This is a genomic window from Actinacidiphila oryziradicis, from assembly GCF_005047355.1.
Taxonomy (GTDB): domain Bacteria; phylum Actinomycetota; class Actinomycetes; order Streptomycetales; family Streptomycetaceae; genus Actinacidiphila; species Actinacidiphila oryziradicis.
This window is the reverse complement of record NZ_SUMC01000011.1, coordinates 65572-90135: the sequence shown is the minus strand read 5'-3', so window position 1 is coordinate 90135 and position 24564 is coordinate 65572. Positions and strand designations below refer to the sequence as shown.

General features: G+C 69.7%; 25 protein-coding genes. 13 read left to right on the top strand and 12 right to left on the bottom strand.

The annotated features are described in order from the left end of the window. Positions 1-18: 18 nt before the first annotated feature. Complete coding sequence (dusB, locus tag FCI23_RS14735; RefSeq protein ID WP_211265327.1) at positions 19-1221, bottom strand: tRNA dihydrouridine synthase DusB; 1203 nt, start codon at positions 1219-1221, stop codon at positions 19-21. A 118-nt stretch (positions 1222-1339) separates the two neighbouring features. Between dusB and FCI23_RS14730 the strand changes: the two genes are divergently transcribed. The 3 genes from FCI23_RS14730 to FCI23_RS14720 are packed head-to-tail and all read left to right on the top strand — an operon-like array spanning position 1340 to position 3875. Further along, positions 1340-2758: an MFS transporter gene (locus FCI23_RS14730; RefSeq protein ID WP_169316796.1), complete on the top strand. Its 1419-nt coding sequence runs from the start codon at positions 1340-1342 to the stop codon at positions 2756-2758. Beyond that, positions 2755-3261: a MarR family winged helix-turn-helix transcriptional regulator gene (locus tag FCI23_RS14725; protein ID WP_136724274.1), complete on the top strand. Its 507-nt coding sequence runs from the start codon at positions 2755-2757 to the stop codon at positions 3259-3261. The genes FCI23_RS14730 and FCI23_RS14725 overlap by 4 nt, the downstream gene beginning before the upstream one ends. Next, a complete protein-coding gene (locus FCI23_RS14720) occupies positions 3258-3875 on the top strand; it encodes an NADAR family protein (RefSeq protein WP_136724272.1) in 618 nt (205 codons plus the stop codon). The genes FCI23_RS14725 and FCI23_RS14720 overlap by 4 nt, the downstream gene beginning before the upstream one ends. Here the strand turns inward: FCI23_RS14720 and FCI23_RS14715 are convergent. After that, entirely contained in the window at positions 3844-4698 is an 855-nt protein-coding gene (locus FCI23_RS14715) for a helix-turn-helix transcriptional regulator (protein WP_136724269.1), read from the bottom strand. The two genes, FCI23_RS14720 and FCI23_RS14715, sit on opposite strands and share 32 nt — an antisense overlap. A gap of 89 nt (positions 4699-4787) precedes the next feature. Here FCI23_RS14715 and FCI23_RS14710 point away from each other — a divergent pair, with 89 nt between their 5' ends. The 3 genes from FCI23_RS14710 (at position 4788) to FCI23_RS14700 (ending at position 8154) form a co-directional block, all read left to right on the top strand. Further along, a complete protein-coding gene (locus tag FCI23_RS14710; protein ID WP_136724267.1) occupies positions 4788-6311 on the top strand; it encodes an MFS transporter in 1524 nt (507 codons plus the stop codon). A 240-nt stretch (positions 6312-6551) separates the two neighbouring features. After that, a complete protein-coding gene (locus FCI23_RS14705) occupies positions 6552-7556 on the top strand; it encodes an aldo/keto reductase (protein WP_136724264.1) in 1005 nt (334 codons plus the stop codon). A 16-nt stretch (positions 7557-7572) separates the two neighbouring features. Beyond that, positions 7573-8154 (top strand): TetR family transcriptional regulator, encoded by a 582-nt coding sequence (locus FCI23_RS14700; RefSeq protein ID WP_136724262.1) that lies wholly within the window; start codon positions 7573-7575, stop codon positions 8152-8154. A 9-nt stretch (positions 8155-8163) separates the two neighbouring features. On the opposite strand, the gene FCI23_RS14695 is transcribed toward FCI23_RS14700, so the two are convergent. Together FCI23_RS14695 and FCI23_RS14690 are read right to left on the bottom strand one after the other, a co-directional pair. Further along, positions 8164-8403 (bottom strand): hypothetical protein, encoded by a 240-nt coding sequence (locus FCI23_RS14695; protein WP_246143710.1) that lies wholly within the window; start codon positions 8401-8403, stop codon positions 8164-8166. Positions 8404-8538: 135 nt separating this feature from the next. Continuing rightward, positions 8539-9921 carry a glycine--tRNA ligase gene (locus FCI23_RS14690; RefSeq protein WP_136724256.1) on the bottom strand — a complete coding sequence of 461 codons (1383 nt, stop codon included), beginning with the start codon at positions 9919-9921 and terminating at the stop codon, positions 8539-8541. Between the two features lie 196 nt (positions 9922-10117). Between FCI23_RS14690 and FCI23_RS14685 the strand changes: the two genes are divergently transcribed. The 4 genes from FCI23_RS14685 to FCI23_RS14670 all read left to right on the top strand — a co-directional run bounded on the left by FCI23_RS14685 (position 10118) and on the right by FCI23_RS14670 (position 13253). Continuing rightward, on the top strand, positions 10118-11074 hold the full coding sequence (locus tag FCI23_RS14685; protein ID WP_136724253.1) for a metal ABC transporter substrate-binding protein: 957 nt from the start codon (positions 10118-10120) through the stop codon (positions 11072-11074). A gap of 16 nt (positions 11075-11090) precedes the next feature. After that, on the top strand, positions 11091-11882 hold the full coding sequence (locus FCI23_RS14680) for a metal ABC transporter ATP-binding protein (protein ID WP_136724250.1): 792 nt from the start codon (positions 11091-11093) through the stop codon (positions 11880-11882). Beyond that, positions 11882-12775, top strand: coding sequence for a metal ABC transporter permease (locus FCI23_RS14675; protein ID WP_136724248.1), 894 nt, complete (start codon positions 11882-11884; stop codon positions 12773-12775). Before FCI23_RS14680 ends, FCI23_RS14675 begins: the two co-directional genes overlap by 1 nt. A 70-nt stretch (positions 12776-12845) precedes the next feature. After that, the gene (locus FCI23_RS14670) at positions 12846-13253 is read left to right on the top strand and encodes a Fur family transcriptional regulator (RefSeq protein WP_136724246.1); all 408 of its coding nucleotides are present in this window, start codon (positions 12846-12848) and stop codon (positions 13251-13253) included. 126 nt (positions 13254-13379) lie between these two features. Here FCI23_RS14670 and FCI23_RS14665 read toward each other — a convergent pair whose 3' ends face one another. The 5 genes from FCI23_RS14665 to leuA form a co-directional block, all read right to left on the bottom strand. Then, on the bottom strand, positions 13380-14204 hold the full coding sequence (locus FCI23_RS14665; RefSeq protein WP_136724243.1) for an isoprenyl transferase: 825 nt from the start codon (positions 14202-14204) through the stop codon (positions 13380-13382). A 53-nt stretch (positions 14205-14257) separates the two neighbouring features. After that, the gene (recO, locus tag FCI23_RS14660) at positions 14258-15004 is read right to left on the bottom strand and encodes a DNA repair protein RecO (RefSeq protein WP_136724240.1); all 747 of its coding nucleotides are present in this window, start codon (positions 15002-15004) and stop codon (positions 14258-14260) included. After that, positions 15001-15420 (bottom strand): hypothetical protein, encoded by a 420-nt coding sequence (locus FCI23_RS14655; protein WP_136724238.1) that lies wholly within the window; start codon positions 15418-15420, stop codon positions 15001-15003. Before FCI23_RS14655 ends, recO begins: the two co-directional genes overlap by 4 nt. Before the next feature lie 514 nt (positions 15421-15934). Next, positions 15935-16684 (bottom strand): TerB family tellurite resistance protein, encoded by a 750-nt coding sequence (locus tag FCI23_RS14650; protein WP_136724235.1) that lies wholly within the window; start codon positions 16682-16684, stop codon positions 15935-15937. Between the two features lie 209 nt (positions 16685-16893). Beyond that, positions 16894-18657: a 2-isopropylmalate synthase gene (gene leuA, locus FCI23_RS14645; RefSeq protein ID WP_136724232.1), complete on the bottom strand. Its 1764-nt coding sequence runs from the start codon at positions 18655-18657 to the stop codon at positions 16894-16896. 322 nt (positions 18658-18979) lie between these two features. Between leuA and FCI23_RS14640 the strand changes: the two genes are divergently transcribed. Both FCI23_RS14640 and FCI23_RS14635 read left to right on the top strand, forming a co-directional pair. Then, positions 18980-20137 (top strand): M4 family metallopeptidase, encoded by a 1158-nt coding sequence (locus tag FCI23_RS14640; protein ID WP_136724230.1) that lies wholly within the window; start codon positions 18980-18982, stop codon positions 20135-20137. A gap of 10 nt (positions 20138-20147) precedes the next feature. Then, the gene (locus FCI23_RS14635; RefSeq protein ID WP_136724227.1) at positions 20148-20417 is read left to right on the top strand and encodes a protealysin inhibitor emfourin; all 270 of its coding nucleotides are present in this window, start codon (positions 20148-20150) and stop codon (positions 20415-20417) included. A gap of 78 nt (positions 20418-20495) precedes the next feature. On the opposite strand, the gene era is transcribed toward FCI23_RS14635, so the two are convergent. Both era and FCI23_RS14625 read right to left on the bottom strand, forming a co-directional pair. Further along, positions 20496-21446: a GTPase Era gene (era, locus tag FCI23_RS14630; protein WP_136724225.1), complete on the bottom strand. Its 951-nt coding sequence runs from the start codon at positions 21444-21446 to the stop codon at positions 20496-20498. Between the two features lie 59 nt (positions 21447-21505). After that, entirely contained in the window at positions 21506-21859 is a 354-nt protein-coding gene (locus FCI23_RS14625) for a cytidine deaminase (RefSeq protein ID WP_136724222.1), read from the bottom strand. 92 nt (positions 21860-21951) lie between these two features. Between FCI23_RS14625 and FCI23_RS14620 the strand changes: the two genes are divergently transcribed. Beyond that, on the top strand, positions 21952-22920 hold the full coding sequence (locus FCI23_RS14620) for a zinc-dependent alcohol dehydrogenase (RefSeq protein WP_136724219.1): 969 nt from the start codon (positions 21952-21954) through the stop codon (positions 22918-22920). 292 nt (positions 22921-23212) lie between these two features. On the opposite strand, the gene FCI23_RS14615 is transcribed toward FCI23_RS14620, so the two are convergent. Continuing rightward, positions 23213-24556: a hemolysin family protein gene (locus FCI23_RS14615; RefSeq protein WP_136724216.1), complete on the bottom strand. Its 1344-nt coding sequence runs from the start codon at positions 24554-24556 to the stop codon at positions 23213-23215. Between the last annotated feature and the right edge of the window lie 8 nt (positions 24557-24564).

Below are 24564 nucleotides of genomic sequence, written 5' to 3'. Positions count from 1 at the left end.
TGTCCTGTCCGGCCCCGGTCAGCCGCCCGAGGTGTCCAGTTCCGCGTCGGCGCTGACCGCGGCGCAGTCGTAAGGGTCCTTCAGCCAGCCGTCCGGCAGGACGACCCGCTTGCCGGCGGCGGTGCGGCCACGCGGGCCTTCGGCGCGTTCCGGCCATTCCTGGTCGAGGTCCAGCCCGGAAAGGTGATCGTCGAGCTCGGCGAGTGACGAGGCCATCGCCAGATTCCGCCGCGCTTCGGAACCGACCGAGAAGCCCTTGGTGTACCAGGGCACATGCTTGCGGAAGTCGATGACACCGCGTGCCTCGTCGTCCAGCCACTCCCCCAGCAGCCCGGCGTGGCGCAGCATGACGCCGGCGACCTCCTTGAACGTCGGCCTTGCCTGGCCCCCGCCGCCGTCGTCGAACGCGGCCACCAGGTCGGCGAAGAGCCACGGCCGGCCCAGGCAGCCGCGGCCGACCACGACGCCGTCGCAGCCGGTGGCGCGCATCATGCGCACCGCGTCGTCCGCGCACCAGATGTCCCCGTTGCCCAGCACCGGGATCTCCGGGACGTGCTCCTTCAGACGGGCGATGGCGTCCCAGTCGGCTGTGCCGCCGTAGTGCTGGGCGGCGGTGCGGCCATGGAGGGCGACGGCGGTGACGCCCTCCTCGACGGCGATCCGGCCGGCGTCGAGGTAGGTGAGGTGGTCGTCGTCGATACCTTTGCGCATCTTGATGGTGACCGGCAGCTCCCCGGCGTTGCCGACAGCCTCGCGCAGGATGGAGCGCAGCAGATTCCGCTTGTACGGGAGGGCCGAGCCGCCGCCCTTGCGGGTCACCTTGGGGACGGGGCAGCCGAAGTTGAGGTCGATGTGGTCGGCGAGGTCCTCGTCGACGATCATGCGGACGGCCTTGCCGACGGTGACCGGGTCGACTCCGTAGAGCTGGATGGAGCGGGGTTTCTCGGTGCCGTCGAAGTGGATCAGGTGCATGGTCTTTTCGTTCCGCTCGACCAGCGCGCGGGTCGTGATCATCTCGGAGACGAAGAGGCCCCGGTGGCGGGGAGCGCGGCGTCGCGGCTCCGCGACCGGGGCCTGCTGGCCCTTGCCGCCGCTGAACTCGCGGCACAAGGTGCGGAAGGGCGCGTTGGTGATTCCGGCCATCGGTGCCAGCACCACTGGCGGCCACACGGTGTGCGGGCCGATCCGGAGTGGCGTGGCGGTGGTGGCGTGTGTGGTCATGGGGCCCATTCTCCCGCACCCGTCTCGGGTTTCCGGGTTCGGGCATTTTGATGTAGCTTGAACTGATTACACGACTACAACTAACTACTCTGCGCCACTACCTACTCCCGGGATTCCGATGCCTGAGCCGAGCCTGGACCGCCGTCGGCGGATGATCATCCTGGCGATCTGCTGCATGAGCCTGCTGTTGGTCAGCCTCGACAACACCATCCTCAATGTCGCGCTGCCCGCGATGCGCAAGGACCTGCACGCCTCCGTCCCCGGCCTTCAGTGGACGATCGACGCCTACACTCTGGTGCTGGCCGCGCTGCTGATGCTCTCCGGTTCGACCGCCGACCGGATCGGCCGGCGCCGCGTCTTCCAGACCGGTCTGGTGCTCTTCACGGCCGGCTCCGCGCTGTGCAGCCTCGCACCGAGTCTGGGGTGGCTGGTGGTCTTCCGGATGGTGCAGGCCGTCGGCGGCTCGATGCTCAACCCCGTGGCGATGTCGATCATCACCAACACCTTCACCGATCCGAAGGAGCGGGCCCGCGCGATCGGGGTGTGGGGCGGCGTCGTCGGCATCAGCATGGCCGCCGGGCCCATCATCGGGGGCGCCCTGGTCCAGTTCTCCAGCTGGCGGTCCGTGTTCTGGATCAATGTGCCCATCGGGCTGGCCGCACTGGTCCTCACCACACGCTATGTGCCCGAGTCGCGGGCCCCGAAGCCGCGCCGGGTGGACCCGGTCGGGCAGCTGCTCGTCATCGCGCTGCTCGGCTCGGTGACGTACGGGATCATCGAGGGCTCCGGAGCCGGCTGGACCTCGCCACTGATACTGGGCTGTGCCGCCGTCGCCGTCTGCTCGTTGGGCGGGCTGCTGGCGTACGAACGGCGCCGCGTGGAGCCGCTGATCGAGCTGCGCTTCTTCCGCAGCGCGCCCTTCAGCGGGGCGACGGTGATAGCGGTGAACGCCTTCGCCGCGCTCGGCGGCTTCCTCTTCCTCAACACCCTGTATCTGCAGGACACCCGAGGGCTCTCCGCCCTCGACGCCGGGCTGCACATGCTGCCGATGGCCGCCATGGCACTGATCTTCGCGCCCATCTCCGGGCGCATCGTCGGCAACCGGGGGCCACGCCTGTCGCTGCTGCTCGCCGGTACGGCGATGACCGCGAGCGGCGTGCTCTTCGCGGGCTTCGACGCCGAGTCGTCGAACCCGAAGCTCTTCACCGCGTACGTGCTCTTCGGCATAGGCTTCGGCTTCGTCAACGCGCCCATCACGAACACCGCCGTCTCCGGCATGCCCCGCGAGCAGGCCGGGGTCGCGGCGGCCGTCGCCTCCACCAGCCGCCAGGTCGGCCAGTCCCTCGGCGTCGCGGTCATCGGGGCCACCATCGCCGCCGGGCTGGACATCGCCGGCTGGTGGATCATCGCCTTCTGCGGCGCCGCCGTGCTCATCCTCGGCGCCCTCACCACCGGCCGCTGGGCCGCCGGGACCGCGGAACGCGCCGCCGCCCACCTCATCTCCGACAGTCCCAAGGTCCCGGTGAGCACGCCATGACCACTGCGGACACTCCGGCCGAGGAAACCGCCATCGGCGTCTGGCGCGATCTGCGTGACCTGGTCCTCGACCGCAACGAGCGCCGCAAAGAGGTTGCCGAAGCCCTCGGCATGAGCTTCTTCCGCATCAAGGCCCTGCGCCGGATCGCCGCCTCCCCCGCCAAGCTAGCCGACCTCGCGGACGACCTGTTGACCGACCGCCCGTACATCACCCTCGTCGTCGACGACCTCGCCAAGCGCGGGCTTGTGGAGCGCACGCCTCATCCCACCGACCGCCGCGCCAAGATCGTGAGAGTGACGGACGCGGGCGCGGCCGCCGCCGCCGAAGCGGGACGCATCCTGGACGCCCCGCCCCCCGCGCTGCGCGATTTGGGCGCGGCCGACCTGGCGGCGCTGGAGCGGATCACGGCGAAGCTGCGCGGAGAGCGCCACGAAGGCGAACCGCGCGGCGGCGGAAATGAAGATGCCCGCTGTCAGACCCTGGTGCGACGATCTGAGGCATGACGGGGACTCAAAACACATACGGCGCCCAGCGGATCGAAGCGGCACAGACCCGTGGCCGCGAGGAACTCGCCGCTCTCACCAGGCGCGGGGCGCGGCCCGAGTACCTGATGTTCTGGGGGCATCGGCCAGAACGGGAGGGGAGTGTCGGGGCAAGCTGCCTGAGCCAGTGGTGGCCGTCGGTGGTCACGGTGGACGGCATCGCCTACGCCACGGCGGAGCACTGGATGATGGCCGGCAAGGCACGGCTGTTCGGGGACGAGGAGGCCGCCGCGCGCATCGTCGCGGCGCGGTCGCCGGGCGAGGCCAAGAAGTTGGGCCGACAGGTGCGCGGCTTCCGCGAGGACGTGTGGGTACGGCACCGGGCGGCCCTGGTCGTCGAGGGCAATGTGGCCAAGTTCGGCCAGGAACCGGGCCTGGGTGGCTTCCTGCTGGGCACCGGCTCGCGGGTGCTGGTCGAGGCGAGCCCGCTGGACCGGATATGGGGCATCGGGCTGCCGGCCGATGACGAGAGGGCGGCGGACCCGGAGCAGTGGCGGGGGCTGAATCTGCTGGGATTCGCGTTGATGGAGGCGCGGGAGCGGCTCAGGCAGGCACGGCCACAGGCGTCAGGGTGAGCTCGTAGAGCCGCTGGAGGCGTGCGCGGGTGGCGTCGTCGGCCGGGGTGTAGGTGATGAGGCGGGGGCCTTGGTGGGGGCCGAGCCAGAGGTTGGTGTAGTCGAAGGTGAGGAGGCCGACCTGGGGGTTGAGGTAGCGCTTGACGCGGTTCTCGGGCTGCAGCACCTCGTGCCGTTCCCAGACCTCGCAGAATTCGGGTGAGGCCTGCTGGAGGCGCTTGACGAGGGCTTTCCAGGCCGGCTCGGCGAGGTGCTCGGCCATCGCGGAGCGGTATTTGGCGACCAGCATCCGGATCGTCTCGTCGTGGTCGACCAGGGCCTCGCGCCAGACTGGGTGGGTGAAGGCAAGCCACATGATGTTGCGGTCCTCGAAGGGCAGGGCATCGAGGTCATCGACGAGTCGTCCGTAGGTGCGGTTGTGGGCGATCACGTCGCAGCGGCTGTTGACCACCGCGGCCGGCAGCGGCTCCAGCCGCTCCAGCATCTCGCGCACCGGCTGCGACATGCCGGGGCACTCGGCGAGCGGGTTGGGGTCGGGGGTCCCGGACAGGACGAAGAGGTGCGCTCGCTCGTTGGGGTCGAGCTGCAGAGCGCGGGCGATGGCATCGGCGACCTGCGAGGAGACCTGGATCTCGCGGGCCTGCTCAAGCCAGGTGTACCAGGTGACACCGACGGCGGCGAGCTGGGCGACCTCCTCGCGGCGCAGCCCGGGGGTGCGTCGGCGGCGGCCCGGCGGCAGGCCGACCTGTTCGGGTGCGATCCGCTCGCGGCGGCTGCGGAGGAAGGAGGCGAGTTCCTGGCGGGCCGCGACAGTGGTGGGCATGGTTCCAGGGTGCCTGAAGACTCAGCCAGTTGCCAGGTGGTTCTTATACCTGGATAAACGCTCTCTGGTACCCCCTTGGGAATGGGGTGATGGTTGGTTGCGTGACCAATCCACTGGAACTGGAACGCAACCTCCCCTCCGTTACGCCCGGTCTCCGCTCGCGGGCCGAGGTCCTGCCCCGAGTGGCCCGCATCGGCGCGCCTACCGCTGCGGCCCCGGTGGCGCCCGCAGGCCCGGTGCTCAGCGCGCTCGGGTTGTTCACCGTGCTGGTCGGCGCCGCCCTGCCGCTGATTGACTTCTTCATAGTCAATGTCGCACTCCCCACCATCGACCGCGACCTGAGCGCCGGCGCCGCGCTCCTGGAGCTGGTGGTCGCTGGTTACGGCACCGCGTACGCGGTGCTGCTGGTACTGGGCGGCCGGCTGGGAGACATGTTCGGCCGCCGCAGGCTCTTTCTCGCCGGGATGGCCGCCTTCGGCCTGACCTCGCTGGCCTGCGGGCTCGCGCCGGACGCGTGGTCGCTGGTCGCGGCCCGGGTGGCACAGGGTGCCTCGGCGGCGCTGATGCTGCCGCAGGTGCTGGCGACCATCCAGTCCGCCACCGCCGGGCCCCGGCGGGCCCGGGCGCTGAGCCTGTACGGGGCCACGGCCGGCCTGTCCATGGTCGCCGGGCAGATCCTCGGCGGCGTGCTGGTCGCCGCTGACATCGCGGGCACCGGCTGGCGCGCGGTGTTCCTGGTGAATGTGCCGGTCGCGGTGCTCGGTCTGGTCCTGGCGGTCCGTACGGTGCCGGAGACCCGGTCCGCCCGCCCCGCGCCGGTCGATGTGCCGGGGACGGCGCTGCTGGCCGTTTCGCTGGTCACGCTGCTGGCGCCGCTGACCGAGGGGCAGGCGGCCGGCTGGCCGCTGTGGACCTGGCTCTCGCTGGCGGCGTTCCCCTTCGCCGCGGCCGCGTTCTACCTTGTGGAGCGCCGGGCGGACCGGCTCGGCGGCAGTCCGCTGGTGCCGCCGAGCCTGTTCGCTCTGCCCGGCATGCGGCGCGGGCTGCCGTTGGTGGTCCCGTTCTCCGTCGGCTTCGGCGGTTTCATGCTGGTGATGGCGGTGGGCCTGCAACAGGGGCGGCACTTCGGCCCCGTCGCCGCGGGTACGGCGCTGGCACCGATGGCCGTGACCTTCTTCGCCGCCTCGCTGATGGGTCCGCGTCTGGTGCGGAAGTACGGCAGCCGGGTCGTCACCGCCGGCGGGGTGCTCCAGGGGCTCGGCCTGGCGCTGCTCGTGACGGCCGCTCTGCGGGACTGGTCCGGCCTCGGCTGGATGGAGCTGCTTCCGGGTATGGCCGTGTGCGGCTTCGGCCAGGGACTGCAGCTTCCGGTGCTCTTCCGGATCGTCCTCGCCGAGGTGCCGACCGAGCGGGCCGGAGTGGGCAGCGGGGTCATGGTCACCACTCAGCAGTCCGCTCTGGCGCTCGGCGTGGCGACTCTCGGCACTCTCTTCCTGTCGCTGGCCGCTTCGGCCGGTATGCGGGAGGCGCTTGTCATCACCCTGCTCGTCCAGCTGGCGGCGGTCGTACTCACCGTCGGCCTGAGCCTGAGGCTGCCGCGGGCGGTGATCTGAGAGCCGGCGACGTCGGCGAAAGGATGCTCGGTCCGAACCGTCCTTCCGCGCCCCTGCCCCGCCCCGCGCGCGCCCGGCACGGGCGCGGTGGCGCGTCCGCGAGCGGGCTCTGCGAATGCTGCACAGCCTCCCGGGGCCGGCCCTCGATACACTAGTTGGACTGACAGATATTGACATCTGTCAGTCCATGTTCCATCGTGGAGGAGTCATCGCGTCTGCTCCGGCTTCGAGGAGAACCCCATGCGAAACCGCACCCTTGGCACCACCGGCCCCACTGTCTCCGCTCTCGGCCTCGGCTGCATGGGGATGTCCGCGCTGTACGGCGAAGCCGACCGCACGGAATCCATCGCGACCATCCATGCGGCGCTCGACGCCGGGATCACGCTGCTCGACACCGGCGACTTCTACGGCATGGGCCATAACGAGATGCTCATCGGCGAAGCCCTGCGCAGCACCGGCAGCGCCAACCGCGAGAAGGCACTCACCAGCGTCAAGTTCGGCGCGCTGCGTGACGCGGCAGGGGGCTGGTCCGGCTACGACGGCCGTCCGGCCGCCGTGAAGAACTTCCTCGCGTACTCGCTCCAGCGCCTCGGCACCGACCACATCGATGTCTACCGGATCGCCCGCGTAGATCCCCAGGTCCCGATCGAGGAGACGGTCGGCGCCATCGCCGAACAGGTCGAGGCGGGTTACGTCCGTCACATCGGACTGTCCGAGGTCGGGGCGGACACCATCCGCCGGGCGGCGGCGGTCGCACCGATCAGCGATCTGCAGATCGAGTACTCACTCTTCGAGCGGGGCATCGAGGACGAGATCCTCCCGACGACCCGGGAGCTCGGGATATCCATCACCGCGTACGGCGTCCTGTCCCGGGGTCTGCTCAGTGGTCACTGGACCCGTGACCGGCAGCTCGCCGCGAACGACTTCCGGGGCATGAGCCCGCGCTTCTCCGGCGAGAATCTGGACCGCAACCTGGACCTTGTCGAGACATTGCGAAAGATCGCCGAAGCCAAGGGTGTTACGGTCGCCCAGACCGCGATCGCCTGGGTGCTGTCGCGCGGCGAGGACATAGTCCCGCTGGTCGGCGCCCGCCGCCGGGACCGGCTGGCCGAGTCGCTCCGCGCGCTCGAAGTCACCCTCGATGCCGAGGACCTCACGGCCGTGGAAAGGGCGGTCCCGGTCGGCTCTGCCTCCGGCGAGCGCTACCCGGCCTCGCAGATGGCCCAGCTGGACAGCGAGAAGTGAGAAGAGGCCTGACACCATGCCGCCCGAGACGCTGACCCCCGAACGCATCCTTGAGGCCACCGAGGACGTGCTGCGCCGCTACGGCCCCGCCAAGGCCACCGTGGTGGATGTCGCGCGGGTGCTCGGGGTCAGCCATGGCAGCGTCTACCGGCACTTCCGCACAAAGGCGGCGCTGCGCGAGGCCGTGACCGAGCGCTGGCTGGACCAGGCGCACGCCGAGCTGTCGGCGATCACCAAGGGCTCCGGCCCCGCGCCGGAGCGGCTGCGTGAGTGGCTGGCGACACTGTTCGCCGCGAAGCGCCGCAAGGCGGGCGTCGATCCGGAGCTGTTCGCGACGTATCTGAGCCTGGCCGCCGAGAACAGCACGACGGTCGAACGTCACGTCGAGACGATGGTCGGCCAACTTACCCGGATAGTGGAGGACGGAGTGGCGCAGGGCGAGTTCGCCCCCACCGATCCGGCCCCGACCGCCCGCGCCGTCTGGGACGCCACCTCCCTCTTCCACGATCCTGCCCACGCGGGCCAGTGGACGGCGCCGGGGATAGACGACGCCTTCGCCACGCTGTGCAATCTCGTGGTGCGCGGGCTGCACGCCTGAGGGGACCGCTCAGCTCACGGCGATCACCAGGAGCAGCGCCGCGACGGCGAAGCAGACGATCATGATCACCAGCGTTTGGTTCATGGTGGCCCGGTCGGCACTCATATTCTGGGCGCCGGACGCCCCGTGGGTGCCGGCCAGGTGGTCAAGGGCCTTGGCCGCGGCTCCGCCCCAGGTGATCTGCTCCCGCCATTCACAGTGGTCACAGGTGACATAGCGGCGCCGGTAGCGCCCGTAGCCGTAGCTCACCTGGAAGACCTCGCCGTCCTCGCGAGTGGCGGTGATGCGGTGCGTGACGCTTCCTATGGGGTCCCCCTCGTGAACGGGCTCTGGCGCCGCGAGAGTCCATCCGCGGCGCCAGACACCAGAAAGCCCAGACCTGCGTCAGCAGCCGAGCAGACGGCTGCCCAGATAGGACTGCACCTGGTCCAGCGAGACCCGCTCCTGCTTCATCGTGTCGCGCTCGCGCACCGTCACCGCGTTGTCGTCCAGGGTGTCGAAGTCGACCGTCACGCAGAAGGGCGTGCCGATCTCGTCCTGGCGGCGGTAGCGGCGGCCGATGGCGCCCGCGTCGTCGAAGTCGATGTTCCAGTTGCGGCGCAGGTCCGCCGCGAGGCCCTTGGCCTTCGGGGAGAGCTGCGGGTTCCGGGAGAGCGGGAGCACCGCGACCTTCACCGGGGCGAGCCGCGGGTCCAGCCGCAGCACGGTGCGCTTCTCGAGCACGCCCTTGGCGTTGGGCGCCTCGTCCTCGTTGTAGGCGTCGAGGAGGAAGGCCAGCATGGCGCGGTTGAGGCCGGCAGCGGGCTCGATGACGTAGGGGAAGTAGCGCTCACCGGCCTCCTGGTCGAAGTACGACAGGTCGGTGCCGGAGGCCTCGGAGTGGGCCTTGAGGTCGAAGTCGGTCCGGTTGGCGATGCCCTCCAGCTCGGAGAACTCGTTGCCGCCGAAGTTGAAGCGGTACTCGATGTCGACGGTCCGCTTCGCGTAGTGGGAGAGCTTCTCCTTGGCGTGCTCGAACCAGCGGATGTTCTCCTCGCGGATGCCGAGGTCGCGGTACCAGTCCCAGCGCTGCTGCATCCAGTACTCGTGCCAGGTCTCGTCCTCGCCGGGCTTGACGAAGAACTCCATCTCCATCTGCTCGAACTCACGGGTCCGGAAGATGAAGTTGCCCGGCGTGATCTCGTTACGGAAGGACTTGCCGGTCTGGGCGATGCCGAACGGCGGCTTCTTGCGCGAGGTCTGCTGGACGGCGGCGAAGTTGATGAAGATGCCCTGGGCGGTTTCCGGGCGCAGGTAGGCGGTGCCGGAGGTGTCCTGGGTGACGCCGAGCGTGGTCTGCAGCAGGCCGGAGAACTGCTTGGGCTCGGTGAAGGTGCCCTTGTTGCCGCAGTGCGGGCAGTTCAGTTCGGCGAGGCCGCCTGCGGGGGCGTGGCCGTGCTTGGCCTCGTACGCCTCTTCCAGGTGGTCCGCGCGGAAGCGCTTGTGGCAGGAGGTGCACTCGGTGAGCGGGTCGGTGAACGTGGCGACGTGGCCGGAGGCCTCCCAGACCTCGCGGGCCAGGATCACGGACGAGTCCAAGCCGACCACGTCGTCGCGCGAGGTGACCATGGAGCGCCACCACTGGCGCTTGATGTTCTCCTTGAGCTCGACGCCGAGCGGCCCGTAGTCCCAGGCGGCGCGCTGGCCACCGTAGATCTCACTGCAGGGGAATACGAAGCCACGGCGCTTGCTCAGGCTGACGATGGTGTCGATCTTGTCGGCGGCCACGGTGCTCTCTTCAGTACGACGAAGCGGTCGATGGAGTGTCCGCCGGAGCCTGCTCACGAACTCGCGTCCGGCGAATACCTCAGATTACCGGCGGGTGAGGGGGCGGTATCAAATCGGTTCCGGGCACGGCCCCGGGAGCGTGCCCGGAATCGGGGTCAATTGACAATCGTTTCCACATTTGTTGAAAATGGGTGTCATGAAGACAGGTCGTTCCCTCATACCCACCGCCGCCGTCGCAGGAGCCGTCGCACTAGGCATGCTGGCCCTCAGCGCCTGCTCCTCCTTCGGCACGGCGAGCGGCTGGAACGGCGGCAAACTGAGGGTCACTGCATCCTTCTACCCCCTGGAATACCTCGCAAAGGAGATCGGCGCCACCCATGTCTCGGTGACCGACCTGACCAAGGCCGGCACCGAGCCGCACGACCTGGAGCTCACCCCGCTGCAGACCGCCAAGCTCGGCGAATCCGGCGTCATCGTCTACCTCAAGGGCCTCCAGCCCGCCGTCGATGCCGCCGTCGCCCAGTCCGGTGTGAAGTACACCGCCGACGCCGCCAAGCTCACCACCCTCGAGGACCACGGCACCGAGGTCGACGGCCGGGCCAAGGCCCGCACAACCTCGGAGAGCGACTCCGGCGCCGACCCCCACATCTGGCTCGATCCGGTCAAGTACGCCGAGGTCGCCAAGGGCGTCGGGAAGACCCTCGCCAAAGCCGACCCGGCCCACGCCACCACGTACGAGAAGAACACCGCCACACTCGTGAAGAAGCTCGACGCACTCAGCACCGAATTCCGGACCGGGCTGAAGAACCGCGTCTCCGACACCTTCATCACCACCCACGCCGCCTTCGGCTACCTCGCCGAGCGGTACGGCCTGGTGGAGGAGGCGATCAGCGGCATCGACCCCGAGTCCGAGCCCAGCGCGGCCCGTATGAAGGCGCTGCACGCCGTGGCCGAGAAACACCATGTCACCACCGTCTTCTTCGAGACCCTGGTGAATGACAAGACCGCCAGGACCCTGGCGGGCGACCTCGGGCTGAAGACCGATGTGCTCGACCCCATCGAGGGCATCACTTCCAAGTCCAGGGGCGGCGACTACTTCCAGGTCCAGCAGAGCAACCTCAAGGCGCTGCAGAGCGCCCTCGGCACCAAGTAACGGAGGCGGACCTCTTATGGAGCGAGCGGAGCGTCCCGGGCGTACGGAGCCCGTCATATCCCTGCGCGGGGCCCATGCCGCCCTGGGCTCGCGACCGGTGCTGCGCGGAATCGACCTCACCGTCGGCCGCGGCGAGGTCGTCGCGCTGCTCGGCGCCAACGGCTCCGGCAAGTCCACGGCCGTGCGCGCCGTGGTCGGCCAGGTGCCGCTCACCGGCGGCGAACTGGAGCTGTTCGGCACCCCGCAGCGGCGCTTCCGCGACTGGGCCAGGATCGGCTACGTACCGCAGCGCACCACCGCCGCCAGCGGTGTGCCCGCCACCGTGCGCGAGGTCGTGTCGGCCGGGCGGCTGGCCCGCACGAAGCTGCGCCTGCCCCGCAAGGCCGACCGCCGCGCCGTGGAGCGGGCGATCGAGCTGGTCGGCATGGCCGACCGGGCCGGGGACTCCGTCGACGCGCTCTCCGGCGGCCAGCACCAGCGGGTGCTCATCGCCCGCGCCCTGGCCTCCGAACCCGAACTCCTGATCATGGACGAGCCGATGGCCGGCGTCGACCTCGCCAGCCAGGAAGTGCTGGCCGGGACGCTGCGCGAGCAGGTCGGCGCCGGCGCCACCGTGCTGCTCGTCCTCCACGAGCTGGGCCCGCTGGAGCCGCTCATCGACCGCGCGGTCGTACTGCGGGACGGCTGCGTCGTCCACGACGGCCCGCCACCGCAGGCCCTGGGCCAGCACGCGCTCCCCGGCCACGACCATGTACACCCGCACGCTGACGCCGCCGCGCACCCGATCCGGACGGGACTGCTCACCTGATGGACATCCTCAGCTACGCCTTCATGCAGCGGGCCCTGATCGCCGCCGTCCTGGTCGGCATCACCGCCCCCGCCATCGGCATCTACCTCGTCCAGCGCCGCCAGGCCCTCATGGGCGACGGCATCGGCCATGTCGCCCTCACCGGCGTCGGCCTCGGCTTCCTGCTCAGCACGAACCCGGTCTGGATGGCCACCGCCGTAGCCGTTCTCGGCGCCGTCGTCATGGAGCTCATCCGCTGGTACGGCAAGACCCGCGGCGACATCGCCCTCGCCATGCTCTTCTACGGCGGCATGGCGGCCGGTGTCATGTTCACCAGCCTCGCCCCCAACGGCTCCAACGCCAACCTCACCAGCTACCTCTTCGGCTCCATCACCACCGTCTCCCCCAGCGACATCACCACCATCTGGCTCCTCGCCGCCTTCGTGGTGCTCGTCACCGTCGGCCTGCGCCGCCAGCTCTTCGCCATCTCCCAGGACGAGGAGTTCGCCCGCGTCACCGGCCTCCCGGTCCGGCTGCTGAACCTGCTGGTCGCCGTCACCGCCGCGGTCACCGTTACCGTCGCCATGCGGGTCGTGGGGCTGCTGCTGGTCAGTGCCCTCATGGTGATCCCGGTCGCCGCCGCCCAGCAGATCTCGCGCAGCTTCGTGACCACCTTCGCCCTCGCCATCGGCATCGGCGTCGCCGTCACCTTCTCCGGCACGGTCACCTCGTTCTACGTCGATGTGCCGTCCGGTGCGACCATCGTGCTGCTCGCCATCGGCATCTTCATCGTCCTCGCCGCGCTGGCCACCCCGCTGGCCCGAAAGCGCGCAAAGGCGGCCGCGGTGGCCGAGGAAGGGTGCACCCTGGAGGTGCCGCCGGCTCGTGCCACCGCCGACGATGTGCGTGTCTGAAGGACATGCGCGTCAGAGCCGCACGGCCTGGCACAATGACCCCGATGAGACGACCGAGAAGGAGGCACCGGTGACCACCGCCAAGCCCCCCGTCCGCGGGCGCTCGACCCGGCAGCGCGCCGCTGTGGCTGCCGCACTGTCGGAGGTCGACGAATTCCGTAGCGCCCAGGACCTCCACGACCTGCTCAAGCACCGCGGCGACTCCGTCGGCCTCACCACCGTCTACCGCACCCTCCAGTCCCTCGCCGACGCCGGCGAGGTCGATGTGCTCCGCACCGACGACGGCGAGTCCGTCTACCGCCGTTGCAGCGACGGCCACCACCACCACCTCGTCTGCCGCGTCTGCGGCAAGGCCGTGGAGGTCGAGGGCCCCGCGGTCGAGAAGTGGGCCGAGGCGATCGCCGCCGACCACGGCTTCGTGAACGTGGCACACACGGTGGAGGTCTTCGGTACCTGCGCGGAGTGCGCGGGCGCCTGACTGACTCGCCTGACTGCGCCGTCCCCTGAAACGGCGGCCGCCCAGGACCGGCCGCCGTCTGTCCCCGCCGACGGGCGCAGGTCCCGGTCAAGGCTGTCGCGCAGCCGTGCCGCCTCCGTCGTCCCCCTACTCGTCCTCGGCGAGCTCGTCCCCGTTCGGCAGCGCCCCGCCGAAGCGGCGGTCCCGTGACGCGTACTCCAGGCAGGCCCGCCACAGATCACGGCGGTCGAAATCGGGCCACAGGACGTCCTGGAAGACCATCTCCGCGTAAGCGGACTGCCAGATCAGGAAGTTGGAGGTCCGCTGCTCGCCCGAGGGGCGGACGAAGAGGTCCACGTCCGGCATGTCGGGGAAGTACATGTACTTCGCCAGGGTCTTCTCGTTGACCTTGGACGGGTCGAGCCTCCCCGCCCTTATGTCCGCGGCCAACGCCGCCGCCGCGTCCGCGATCTCCGCACGGCCGCCGTAATTCACGCAGAAGTAGAGCGTCATGGCGTCGTTGTCGCGGGTCTGCTCCTGCGCGACCTGCAGTTCCTGCACCACGGACTTCCACAGCCTCGGCATCCGCCCCACCCAGCGGATGCGGATGCCCATCGCGTCCATCTCGTCCCGCCGGCGCCGGATGACATCCCGGTTGAAGTTCATCAGGAAGCGGACCTCGTCGGGCGACCGCTTCCAGTTCTCGGTCGAGAAGGCGTACAGGGACAGGTTCTTGATGCCCATCTCCAAGCCGCCCCTGAGCACATCCAGGACGACCGACTCACCCACCTTGTGGCCCTCGGTGCGCGGCAGCCCGCGGTCCTTGGCCCAGCGACCGTTGCCGTCCATCACGATCGCGACGTGCTTGGGCACCAGCTCGCTCTGGATCTTGGGAGGCCGCGCGCCGGAGGGATGCGGGGCAGGGACCTGGTACTCGCGTCGGGAACGGCTCAGAATCCCGCGTACAGCCATGCGCGTGCCTCTCCTATTTTCTGCGTCGCCGCTTCTCTGCGACTTCTGTTCCACTACTTCTCCACGAACCTGAGCGAGCGCAGCCCGCGCTCCAGATGCCACTGCAGATACGCGGCCACCAGCCCGCTGCCCTCACGGCAGTGCCGCGGCTCGCACGCGTCCGCGGTCTCCCAGTCCCCGCCGAGCAGCGCCCCGAGGAGCGCAATCGACTCCTGCGAGGGTACGACGCTTCCGGGCGGCCGGCACTCGCCGCATACCACTCCTCCCGCAGCGACCGAAAAGAAGCGGTTGGGCCCGGCCAGTCCGCACTTGGCGCAATCGTCAAAGCTCGGCGCATATCCGTTCACCGCCAACGACCGCAGCAGAAACGCGTCCATCACCAGCCGCGGCTCGTGCTCCCCCGCCGCCAGCGTCCGCAAGCCCCCTACCAGCAGCAGATACTGCTGCACCGCCGGCTCGCCCTCATGATCGGTGAATCGTTCCGCCGTCTCCAACATCGCCGTGCCGGCGGTGTATCGGGCGTAATCAGCCACGATCCGGCCACCGTACGGGGCGATCGTCTCACCCTGCGTACACAAGGGCAGACCACGGCCGATCAGTTCGCCGCCCCGCGCGAAGAACTGCACATCCACATGCGAGAAGGGTTCCAGCCGCGCCCCGAACTTCGACTTCGTCCGCCGCACCCCCCGCGCCACCGCCCGCACCCTGCCGTGCCGGCGGGTGAGCAGCGTAATGATCCGGTCCGCCTCACCCAGCTTCTGCGTCCGCAGCACGATGCCGTCGTCGCGGAAGAGACTCATCCTGACACTCCTTGAGCCTCGGTCCGGGCCGTATAGCCGTAGCCGCCCCCGCGCTGGAGAAGCCGGATATCGCGGTGGTTAATGCCTGCCATCCGTCCGGATGACGTCGTGATGTCGAAGCTGCCGGTGACACGAACGCAGACGCGCCCGACATGCGTCCCGGATCCCTTGCCCGTGGGGACGACGGCGCGGACGAGGTCGCCGGTCTGGTACCCAAAATACTTCTTGCTGCGAGGGCGGAACGCCCGGGTCTCCCCTCGCCCATGTTCGACACCAGCGCCGCCAAAAACCGCTTGGCGGAGCCGCAGGGCCGTTTCGCCCCTGCTCTCGGGGTTGTCTGCTCCCTGCGGTTCCAGTGCCCGCCGCTGAGGAAGCACGGCGGGGTGGGTCTGCTCGCTTGAATCGAACGTAGCCATCGAATGCGCCTCCTCCAATATTCGTGACAACTCGGGCTGGTCAACCATGGCTCTGCCCCTGGATGAGAGACGAGCCGGCCCGTCAGGACCGAGAGCGGCTGACAGTTTCTGGGTGCGCAGACGATGGCGCTGCCTGGAGCAGACCCGTGGCCTTATTCTCCCGCACAGCCGATGTCATCACGGCACTTCCCCTCGGCTGCGGGCATTGGTACGCCGTCGCCGCCCTCAGCCGCTCGGCCCCACCGCGGCGGGCCACCGCAGCCTGCCGACCACGCGGCCGGCATGCTGCGGCCGTGGAGAGCAAGGGCGGACGAGCTCGCGGGCAAGGACACAGGCCCAACCTCCGCCGAAGCGCACCCACCGAACAAGAGCCACCCAAGCACCTGAAGATCACCCCCCACCCCACCCGTCCGTACCCGGCCGACGAGAAGTGCACCCTCCCCCTCATCCGCAGCCAGCCCGCTTGTGTCTGTGTGACCACAAGGGAGCGAAGCACACCTGCACTTAACGCGTCTCAGGACGGCGTACGGGCCGCCGCTTCCAGGACGCGGGTGGCGTCGTCGCAGGCCATGCCGAGGCAGCGGCCGACGGCCATGAGGGCTTCGCGTTCGGCGGGGAGGTAGGGGCCGTCGGCGAGGGCGATGCGGGCGCCTTGGAGGAGGATGCGTTCGCAGCCCTGGGGGGCGAGGTGGCGGGCGAGGGGTTCGAGGGCTTCGTGGAGCTCGATGGAGAGCCAGCTGCCGCAGCCGTCGAGGGCGTCGGCGAGGCCGTCGGGCCCCCAGTCGTCGGCGGCTCCGGGGAAGCGGCCTTCGTCGGCGACGATGGCGGCCAGCAGGCCCAGGAGCTGGTCCTCGGTGCAGTCGATGAAGCCGGCGGAGCGGACGGCGCAGACGGCGGCGTTGCGGGCGGGGGCGGTGGTGGCGCCGCCGGCGGCGAGGAGAGCGAGGGCGACGGTGTGGACGGCGTCGCGGAGCATGGCGGAGAAGAGGGTGGTGGTGGGGCGGTCCACGGCTTCGGGGGCGAAGTGGGTGAGGCAGCCGACACATTCGACGACGGTTCTGACGCTTCCTGGTGACGGGAGGGACCGGAGAGGCCGGAAAGGCAGAAGAGGTAGGCCGAGGAAGATGAGGCGGCGGGTGCCGGTGCGACGGCGGTAGCCGCGGTCGCCGCCGCAGCCTGGGCAGAAGAAGTCGCCGTCACCATCGCCGTCGGTGTGCCAGACGGTACGCACGCCCACGACGCACAAGCCCTTGATCTGGAGCACCTGGCACCCTCCGGCCGCCGTCCGTCCGGTCTACCCGGAATATCCCGATACGGCGCGCACGCAGGCGTAACGCCTCGGCAACGTCGCCGTATGGCCGTGATGTTAGCCACACCAGCGACGCCGCGTCAGTAGCGCGTACGGGGCAAATCCCGGAACCGGCGGCGGCGCCTGCTTTTCAGGGGCCACCGCCGGTGCACCGGGCGGCGTAATTACCGGGCAGCGCGGTTGACCGCAGAGACGACGGCCTTGATCGACGCGCGGGTGGTGTTGGGGTCGATGCCGATGCCCCACAGCACCTTGCCGTCGATGGCACACTCGATGTAAGAGGCCGCCTGGGCGCTGGCCCCCTCGCTCATGGTGTGCTCGCTGTAGTCCAGCAGCCGTGCGTCGACCCCGACACCGGCCAGGGCGTCGAAGAAGGCGGAGATCGGTCCGTTGCCGGTGCCGGTCAGGGTGACGGCCTCGCCGTCGACGACCGCCTCGACGGTCAGCGCGTCGCCGCCGCCGGTGGAGGTCGAGGTGTGGGCGGTGCGCAGCGTGATCCGGCCCCAGGTGTTCTCCGGGGTGGGCAGGTACTCGTTCTCGAAGACGGACCAGATCTCGGCGGGGGTGATCTCGCCGCCCTCGGAGTCGGTCTTGGCCTGGATGATGCGCGAGAACTCGATCTGCATGCGGCGCGGCAGGTCCAGCTTGTGGTCGTTCTTCAGGACATACGCGATACCGCCCTTGCCGGACTGGGAGTTGACCCGGATGACGGCCTCGTAGGAGCGGCCGACGTCCTTGGGGTCGATCGGCAGGTACGGGACGGCCCACTCCAGGTCGTCCACGCTCTTGCCGGCGGCGGCCGCGTCGGCCTCCATGGCCTCGAAGCCCTTCTTGATGGCGTCCTGGTGGGAGCCGGAGAAGGAGGTGTAGACCAGGTCGCCCGCGTAGGGATGGCGCGGGTGGACCTCCATCTGGTTGCAGTACTCAGCGGTGCGGCGGATCTCGTCGATCTCGGAGAAGTCGATCTGCGGGTCCACGCCCTGCGAGAAGAGATTCATGCCCAGGGTGACCAGGTCGACGTTTCCGGTCCGCTCGCCCTGACCGAACAGGCACCCCTCGATGCGGTCGGCGCCCGCCATGATGGCCAGTTCGGCGGCGGCCACGGCAGTGCCCCGGTCGTTGTGCGGGTGAACGGAGAGGCAGACGTCCTCACGGCGCGACAGATTCCGCGACATCCACTCGAAGCGGTCGGCGTGGGTGGAGGGGGTGGAGCGCTCCACGGTCGCCGGCAGGTTGAGGATGATCTCGCGGCCGGCCTCCGGCTGCCAAACGTCCATGACGCCCTCGCAGACCTCCAGGGCGAAGTCCAGCTCGGTGTCGGTGAAGATCTCCGGCGAGTACTGGTAGCCGAACACCGTCTCATCGCCCAGGATCTTGTCGGCATACTCCATCACCAGCCGGGTACCGTCCACCGCGATAGCCTTGACCTGCTCCTTCGTGCCCCGGAAAACGACCCGGCGGAAGGTCGGCGCCGTGGCGTTGTACAGGTGCACAGTGGCCCGGGGGGCGCCGCGCAGCGCCTCGACGGTGCGCTCGATGAGCTCCTCGCGGGCCTGCGTCAGGACGGAGATCGTCACATCCTCGGGGATCGCGCCCTCTTCGATGATGGAGCGTACAAAGCCGAAGTCCGTCTCGCCGGAGGACGGGAAGCCGACCTCGATCTCCTTGTAGCCCAGCTTCACCAGCAGGTCGAACATCGCGCGCTTGCGGACCGGTGACATCGGGTCGATCAGGGCCTGGTTGCCGTCCCGCAGATCGGTCGACAGCCAGCGCGGGGCCTTGGTGATCCGGGCATCCGGCCAGGTGCGGTCCGGGATGTCGACGGCCTCGTACGGCTTGTACTTGTGGACCGGCATCGCGGTCGGGCGCTGGCGGGCTGTCGCGGCGGTAATGGGCGTGGGACGGCCGACGGTATTGGGGTTGGACATGATGCGGGGCTCCTCGGAATTCGGCTTCGTAGCTTCGTAAGCTGAACGGCCGACTACGGCGGATGCGCAACGCCAGACTCCGCGGGGAGGGGGTCGGCCTACGACTACAGACCCTCGCCGCGGCAGCTAAGGAGAAGCAGCCCGAAACGCATGATGTGATCAAGCCTAGCCGAGCCCGTCCCCGATCACGCAGCCGGGCGGGGGTACGTCCCACTATGCAAGACGGCCCCTCGTGTCCGCCAATTCCCTGATCTTCCTCCTTTTTCAGCAATAATCACTGCGCCCAGTGACAACCCGATTGCGGCGTGCCACATTGCCGTGCATGAACGCCACGCCTACACACGCGCACTCTCACACGCCGACTTTCTGCACGATCGTTCCGCCGCACATCCTCGACAAGGTCTCCCGCAATGAGGACCAGTCGCTGGCCGAGCCCGCCCGCCGCACCCTGGAGCGCGACGCCGCACAGCGCACCCGCCGCCGCCTGCTCACCGTCAGCGCGGTGCGGCCGATGGCCACCGGGGCCCCGTCGGACCAGGCCAAGCGCACGATCTACGACGCCAAGCACCATGAGGACCTGCCCGGCAAGAAGGTCCGCGGCGAGGGCGAAAAGGCGTCCAAGGACCAGACCGTCAACCGCGCCTACGACGGCCTCGGCGCCACCTTCGAGCTGTACCTCAAGGCGTACAACCGGCACTCCATCGACGATTCCGGCCTGCCGCTCATCGCATCCGTCCACTACAGCCAGGACTACAACAACGCCTTCTGGAACGGCGAGCAGATGGTTTTCGGCGACGGCGACGGCCAGATCTTCCTGGACTTCACCCTCCCCGTCGACGTCATCGGCCACGAACTGACCCACGGCGTCACCGCCAGCACCGCGAATCTGGAGTACTTCAGCCAGTCCGGCGCCCTCAACGAGTCGATCTCCGATGTCTTCGGCTCGCTCGTCAAGCAGTACGCGCTCCAGCAGACCGCCGACCAGGCCGACTGGCTGATCGGCGCCGGGCTCCTCGCGCCGCGCGTCCAGGGCGTCGCACTGAGGTCCATGAAGGCCCCGGGAACCGCCTACGACGACGATGTCCTCGGCAAGGACCCGCAGCCCGCCACCATGGCCGGTTACGTCCGCACCGGGCAGGACAACGGCGGCGTCCACCTCAACTCCGGCATCCCCAACCACGCCTTCTATCTCGCGGCGGCAGCCATCGGCGGCCATGCCTGGGAGGGCGCCGGCCAGGTCTGGTACGACGTCCTCACCGGCGGCACACTCTCGCCCCGCGCGGACTTCGCCGAGTTCGCCCGGCTGACGGTGGCCGCGGCCAAGTCCAGGTACGGCGACGGGGCCGAGCACGACGCCGTGCTCAAGGCCTGGTCCCAGGTGGGCGTCCCTGTCAATGACCCCGTCGCCGCAGCCTCCGGCGCCGATGTGCCGCGCCAGAACCCGGTGCCGGAAGGCGCTCAACCGCCCGTACAGGGGTAGGTGCACCTGCATGCGTATAGAAGTGCTGCGTTCGGGCGGTTTCGCCGGCATCCAGCGCCGGGCCGTCCTCGACACCGCCGGGCGGCCCGACGCCACTCATATCGAGGCCCTCGCCCACTCCGCCCTGGGCGCGTGCCGGGCCGGCACGACCCCGCACGGAGTGCCGGACGGCTTCCACTACGAGATCACCGCCGGCGGCCGCACGGTCCACTGCGCCGACCCGCACCTGACCGAGGCGCAGCGGCAGCTGGTGCGGATGCTACTGAAGGAAGGGGCGTAGGTGCTGGGGGAGACGATCCCCCAGCACCCTCGATCTCACCTGCCACCCTCGCACCGCTCGGCCCCAGGGGGCCTGCCCTCAGAAGCCCAGCTTGCGCAGTTGCTTCGGGTCCCGCTGCCAGTCCTTCGCCACCTTCACATGAAGGTCGAGGAAGACCGGCGTGCCGAGCAGCGCCTCGATGTGCTTGCGGGACTTGGTGCCCACGTCCTTCAGCCGGGACCCCTTCGGCCCGATGATGATGCCCTTCTGGCTGGTCCGCTCGATGTAGATGTTCGCGTGAATGTCGAGCAGCGGCCGGTCCTTGGGCCGGTCCTCGCGCGGGATCATCTCCTCGACGACCACCGCGATCGAGTGCGGCAGCTCGTCCCGTACGCCCTCCAGCGCGGCCTCGCGGATGAGTTCCGCGACCATGACCTGCTCGGGCTCGTCCGTGAGGTCGCCTTCCGGGTACAGCGCCGGGCTCTCCGGGAGCAGCGGGACGAGCAGGTCGGCGAGGAGTTCGACCTGCTGGCCGCCGACGGCCGAGACCGGGATGATCTCGGCCCATTCGATGCCGAGTTCCCGGCCGATCTGGTCGATGGCGATGAGCTGCTCGGCGAGCTGCTTGGACTCCACCAGGTCGGTCTTGGTGACGATCGCGACCTTGGGGGTCTTACGGACCTCCGCGAGCTCCTTGGCGATGTACTTGTCTCCGGGGCCGAGCTTCTGGTCGGCGGGCAGACAGAAGCCGATGACGTCGACCTCGGCCCAGGTCGCCCGTACGACATCGTTGAGCCGCTCGCCGAGCAGGGTGCGCGGCTTGTGCAGACCCGGGGTGTCGACGAGCACCAACTGGGCGTCCGGGCGGTGGACGATGCCGCGCACTGTGTGGCGGGTGGTCTGCGGACGACTGGAGGTAATCGCGACCTTCGTCCCCACCAGAGCGTTCGTCAGGGTGGACTTGCCGGCGTTGGGGCGGCCGACGAAGCAGGCGAAGCCGGCCCGGTGGGCGGGGGTGGGGTTGCTGTTGCGAACGCTCATGGCGCCCATTCTCCCCGATTCCCCGGTGGCCGATGTGCAGCCTGTCGCCGCAGGCGCAACGGCGCGCACTACCCGGCCGTGACCGCGGACCGCAGCGTGCCGTCCGGCCCCGCGAGGAGAACCGGGGTGTCCGGGCCGCCGAGATCGCGTACGGCCGCGCGGTCTTCGGCGGAGACCGCCTCCGCCCCGGAGACCACGGCGGCGGCCTCGAGCGATTCGGCACCGCTCGCGACAGCCATGGCGACCGCCGTCTGCAACGCGCTGAGCCGCAGCGATTCGAGGGCGACCGTCCCGGCCACGTAGGTACGGCCCGTCTCGTCCCGCACCGCCGCACCCTCGGGCACGCCGTTGCGGGCCCTCGCGGAGCGGGCCAGGGTAATGATCTTGCGGTCTTCGGGGTCCAGCGCGGCGGCGTCACTCATGGGGGCGAGCTTACGCGGACAGAGTCCCAAGAAGTTGACTCATAACGAACCAGTCCGTACATTAGTTGTGGCATCCCCATCGAGGAGTCTCCATGAAGGCCGCTGTGCTCACCGGCACTCACCAGCTCGAAGTCGTCAGAGACTGGCCGGAGCCGGCCGCAGGCCCCAAGGACGTCGTCGTCGCCCTGGAGGGGCTGGGCGTCTGCGGCTCCGACCTCTCCCTCTACGACGGCCACCGCGAGCTGCCCAGCACCCCGTGGGTCGTCGGTCACGAGGCATTCGGCCGCATCGTGACGGTCGGCGCCGAAGTGACCAACCGCGAGGCCGGTCAGCGCGTCGTCATCGAGCCGAACTATTCGTGCCTGGAGTGCGCCAACTGCAAGCGCGGGCTGACGTCCGCGTGCACCGACCGCGCCATCGTCGGCATGAACACCCCGGGCATCCTCGCCGAACGCTTCGCCGCCCCCGCCGAGTACACCCATGTCGTACCGGAAGAACTGGCGGTCGAGGACCTCGCGTGCTTCGAGCCGTTCACCGTGGCCCGTACGGCCGTCAAGCGCAGCGCAATAACCAAGGGCGAACGCGCTCTGGTGCTCGGCGGCGGCGCCCAGGGCCTGCTGGTCAGCCAGTCCCTGCTCGCCCTCGGAGTGGAGCCGGTCGTCATCGAGCCGCACCCGGGCCGCCTGCGGCGCATCGTCGAGCTCGGCGCCGCCACCACGGACGACGACAAGGATTTCCTGTGGCTGTTCGAGACCACCGGCGTCGCCCCGGCGCTCGCCGCGGGCCTCGGACGTCTGGCCGCCGGCGCCACTATCACCATGGTCGGCCTCACGCCCGCACCGCTGCCGATCACCATGGAGCAGGTCGTGCGGGGCCAGTACACCGTGCGCGGCTCGCTGATCTACGATCACCCGGCCGACTTCCAGGCCGCGCTGGGGGACGTCGTCGCGGACCGGGTCAGGCCGAGCGTCGCGATCACCGACACATTCGCCTTCGACGACGCCGCGGACGCGTTCGCCGGTGCCCGCGAGCGGGCCGGCAAGACCTGGATCGCCGGGTAGCCCTCGCCGGGCTGGCCGGTGCGGCACCGGGTACCCCCGGCGCGGGTTGCGTCCCCTCTGCCGGGGTTGCCGCTCCGTCCTCAAACGCCGGACCGGCTGGGTTAGCCCTGCCGGACCAGCACGGTCCCGGCCCCTCTGCCGCGCGTGCCGGTTCCTCCCCCAGCTACCTCCCCCAGCCTTCGGCGGGGAGGTAGCTGGTGGGGGCACCTCCCGGCCGAAGGTTGGGGGAGAGTCACCCCGGAGGCGACACCGACCCAACCGACAACACAGCGCACCCCGACAGACGGAACGCCTACTCCGCCGGCACCGCCGACCCCGGTTCGGCGTCGGCGTCGGCGCCGGCGCCGGACGCGTCCGCCGCCGGGACAGGCTCGACCAGGACCGCGCCGATGCGGTTGCGCCGGCCGGCCGGGGTTTCCGCGGTGAGCCGGAGCGCAGCGGGGAGGTCGGGGGCGGAGGCGTCGCCGGGGAGGCCGACGATGGCGGAGGCGCCGGGGATGGGGACGCGCCCGAGGGTCTTGGCGAGGAGGCCGCCGACGGTCTCGACGTCCTCGTCGTCGAGGTAGACGCCGTAGAGGTCGCCGAGATCGCCGAGATCGAGGCGGGAGGTGACGCGGTAGGAGCCGTTGCCGAGATCCTCGACCGGCGGAAGCTCACGGTCGTACTCGTCGGTGATCTCGCCGACGATCTCCTCCAGGATGTCCTCGATGGTGACGATGCCCGCCGTGCCGCCGTATTCGTCGATGACAACGGCGACATGGTTGCGGTCGCGCTGCATCTCACGCAGCAGGTCACCGGCGTTCTTCGTGTCCGGCACAAACGCGGCGGGCCGCATCACCGACGAGACCGGGTCGGTCTCGGACTCGCGGTTGATGTGGACGCGCCGGGCGAGGTCCTTGAGGTAGACGATGCCGACGATGTCGTCCTCCGACTCCCCGGTGACCGGGATGCGGGAGAAACCGGAACGCAGCGCGAGGGTCATGGCCTGGCGGACGGTCTTGAAACGCTCGATGGCGATCAGGTCGGTGCGGGGCACCATGACCTCACGTACCAGGGTGTCGCCGAGCTCGAAGACGGAGTGCACCATGCGGCGCTCCTCGTCCTGGATGAGCGACTCGGACTCGGCAAGATCGACCAGCGCCCGCAGCTCGGCCTCGGAGGCGAAGGGGCCGCGTTTGAAGCCCTTGCCGGGGGTGAGGGCGTTGCCGAGCAGGATCAGCAGCTTGGGGATGGGCCCCATGACGCGGGCCAGCGGCAACAGCACATACGCCGCGGCGGTGGCCGTGTTGAGCGGGTGCTGGCGGCCGATGGTACGCGGGGAGACTCCGACGGCGACGTACGACACGAGCACCATCACGCCGATGGCGACGGCGAGCGCCTGCCAGGTCCGGTCGAAGTGCCGTACGCAGACGACCGTGACCAGCACGGCGGCAGCCATCTCGCAGGCGACCCGCACGAGCAGGGCCACATTGAGGTACCGGGTGGGATCCGCGGTGACGGCGAGCAGTTTGTCAGCCCCGCGCCGGCCGGACCGTACGGCCTCCTCTGCGCGGAAGCGCGACGTGCGGGCGAGACCGGCCTCGGCGCAGGCGGCGAGCCAGGCGACGATGACCAGCAGGACCGCTGAGATCAGCATGGTGGGCC

Coding starts and splice junctions, on each gene's coding strand:
- FCI23_RS14685 (WP_136724253.1), top strand. CDS start 10,118: ATGAAGACAGGTCGTTCCCTCATACCCACCGCCGCCGTCGCAGGAGCC.
- FCI23_RS14620 (WP_136724219.1), top strand. CDS start 21,952: ATGAAGGCCGCTGTGCTCACCGGCACTCACCAGCTCGAAGTCGTCAGA.
- FCI23_RS14725 (WP_136724274.1), top strand. CDS start 2,755: ATGACCACTGCGGACACTCCGGCCGAGGAAACCGCCATCGGCGTCTGG.
- recO (WP_136724240.1), bottom strand. CDS start 15,004: ATGAGTCTCTTCCGCGACGACGGCATCGTGCTGCGGACGCAGAAGCTG.
- era (WP_136724225.1), bottom strand. CDS start 21,446: ATGGGCGCCATGAGCGTTCGCAACAGCAACCCCACCCCCGCCCACCGG.
- leuA (WP_136724232.1), bottom strand. CDS start 18,657: ATGTCCAACCCCAATACCGTCGGCCGTCCCACGCCCATTACCGCCGCG.
- FCI23_RS14625 (WP_136724222.1), bottom strand. CDS start 21,859: ATGAGTGACGCCGCCGCGCTGGACCCCGAAGACCGCAAGATCATTACC.
- FCI23_RS14700 (WP_136724262.1), top strand. CDS start 7,573: ATGCCGCCCGAGACGCTGACCCCCGAACGCATCCTTGAGGCCACCGAG.
- FCI23_RS14720 (WP_136724272.1), top strand. CDS start 3,258: ATGACGGGGACTCAAAACACATACGGCGCCCAGCGGATCGAAGCGGCA.
- FCI23_RS14665 (WP_136724243.1), bottom strand. CDS start 14,204: ATGGCTGTACGCGGGATTCTGAGCCGTTCCCGACGCGAGTACCAGGTC.
- FCI23_RS14615 (WP_136724216.1), bottom strand. CDS start 24,556: ATGCTGATCTCAGCGGTCCTGCTGGTCATCGTCGCCTGGCTCGCCGCC.
- dusB (WP_211265327.1), bottom strand. CDS start 1,221: ATGACCACACACGCCACCACCGCCACGCCACTCCGGATCGGCCCGCAC.
- FCI23_RS14635 (WP_136724227.1), top strand. CDS start 20,148: ATGCGTATAGAAGTGCTGCGTTCGGGCGGTTTCGCCGGCATCCAGCGC.
- FCI23_RS14675 (WP_136724248.1), top strand. CDS start 11,882: ATGGACATCCTCAGCTACGCCTTCATGCAGCGGGCCCTGATCGCCGCC.
- FCI23_RS14730 (WP_169316796.1), top strand. CDS start 1,340: ATGCCTGAGCCGAGCCTGGACCGCCGTCGGCGGATGATCATCCTGGCG.
- FCI23_RS14710 (WP_136724267.1), top strand. CDS start 4,788: ATGGTTGGTTGCGTGACCAATCCACTGGAACTGGAACGCAACCTCCCC.
- FCI23_RS14655 (WP_136724238.1), bottom strand. CDS start 15,420: ATGGCTACGTTCGATTCAAGCGAGCAGACCCACCCCGCCGTGCTTCCT.
- FCI23_RS14640 (WP_136724230.1), top strand. CDS start 18,980: ATGAACGCCACGCCTACACACGCGCACTCTCACACGCCGACTTTCTGC.
- FCI23_RS14680 (WP_136724250.1), top strand. CDS start 11,091: ATGGAGCGAGCGGAGCGTCCCGGGCGTACGGAGCCCGTCATATCCCTG.
- FCI23_RS14715 (WP_136724269.1), bottom strand. CDS start 4,698: ATGCCCACCACTGTCGCGGCCCGCCAGGAACTCGCCTCCTTCCTCCGC.
- FCI23_RS14705 (WP_136724264.1), top strand. CDS start 6,552: ATGCGAAACCGCACCCTTGGCACCACCGGCCCCACTGTCTCCGCTCTC.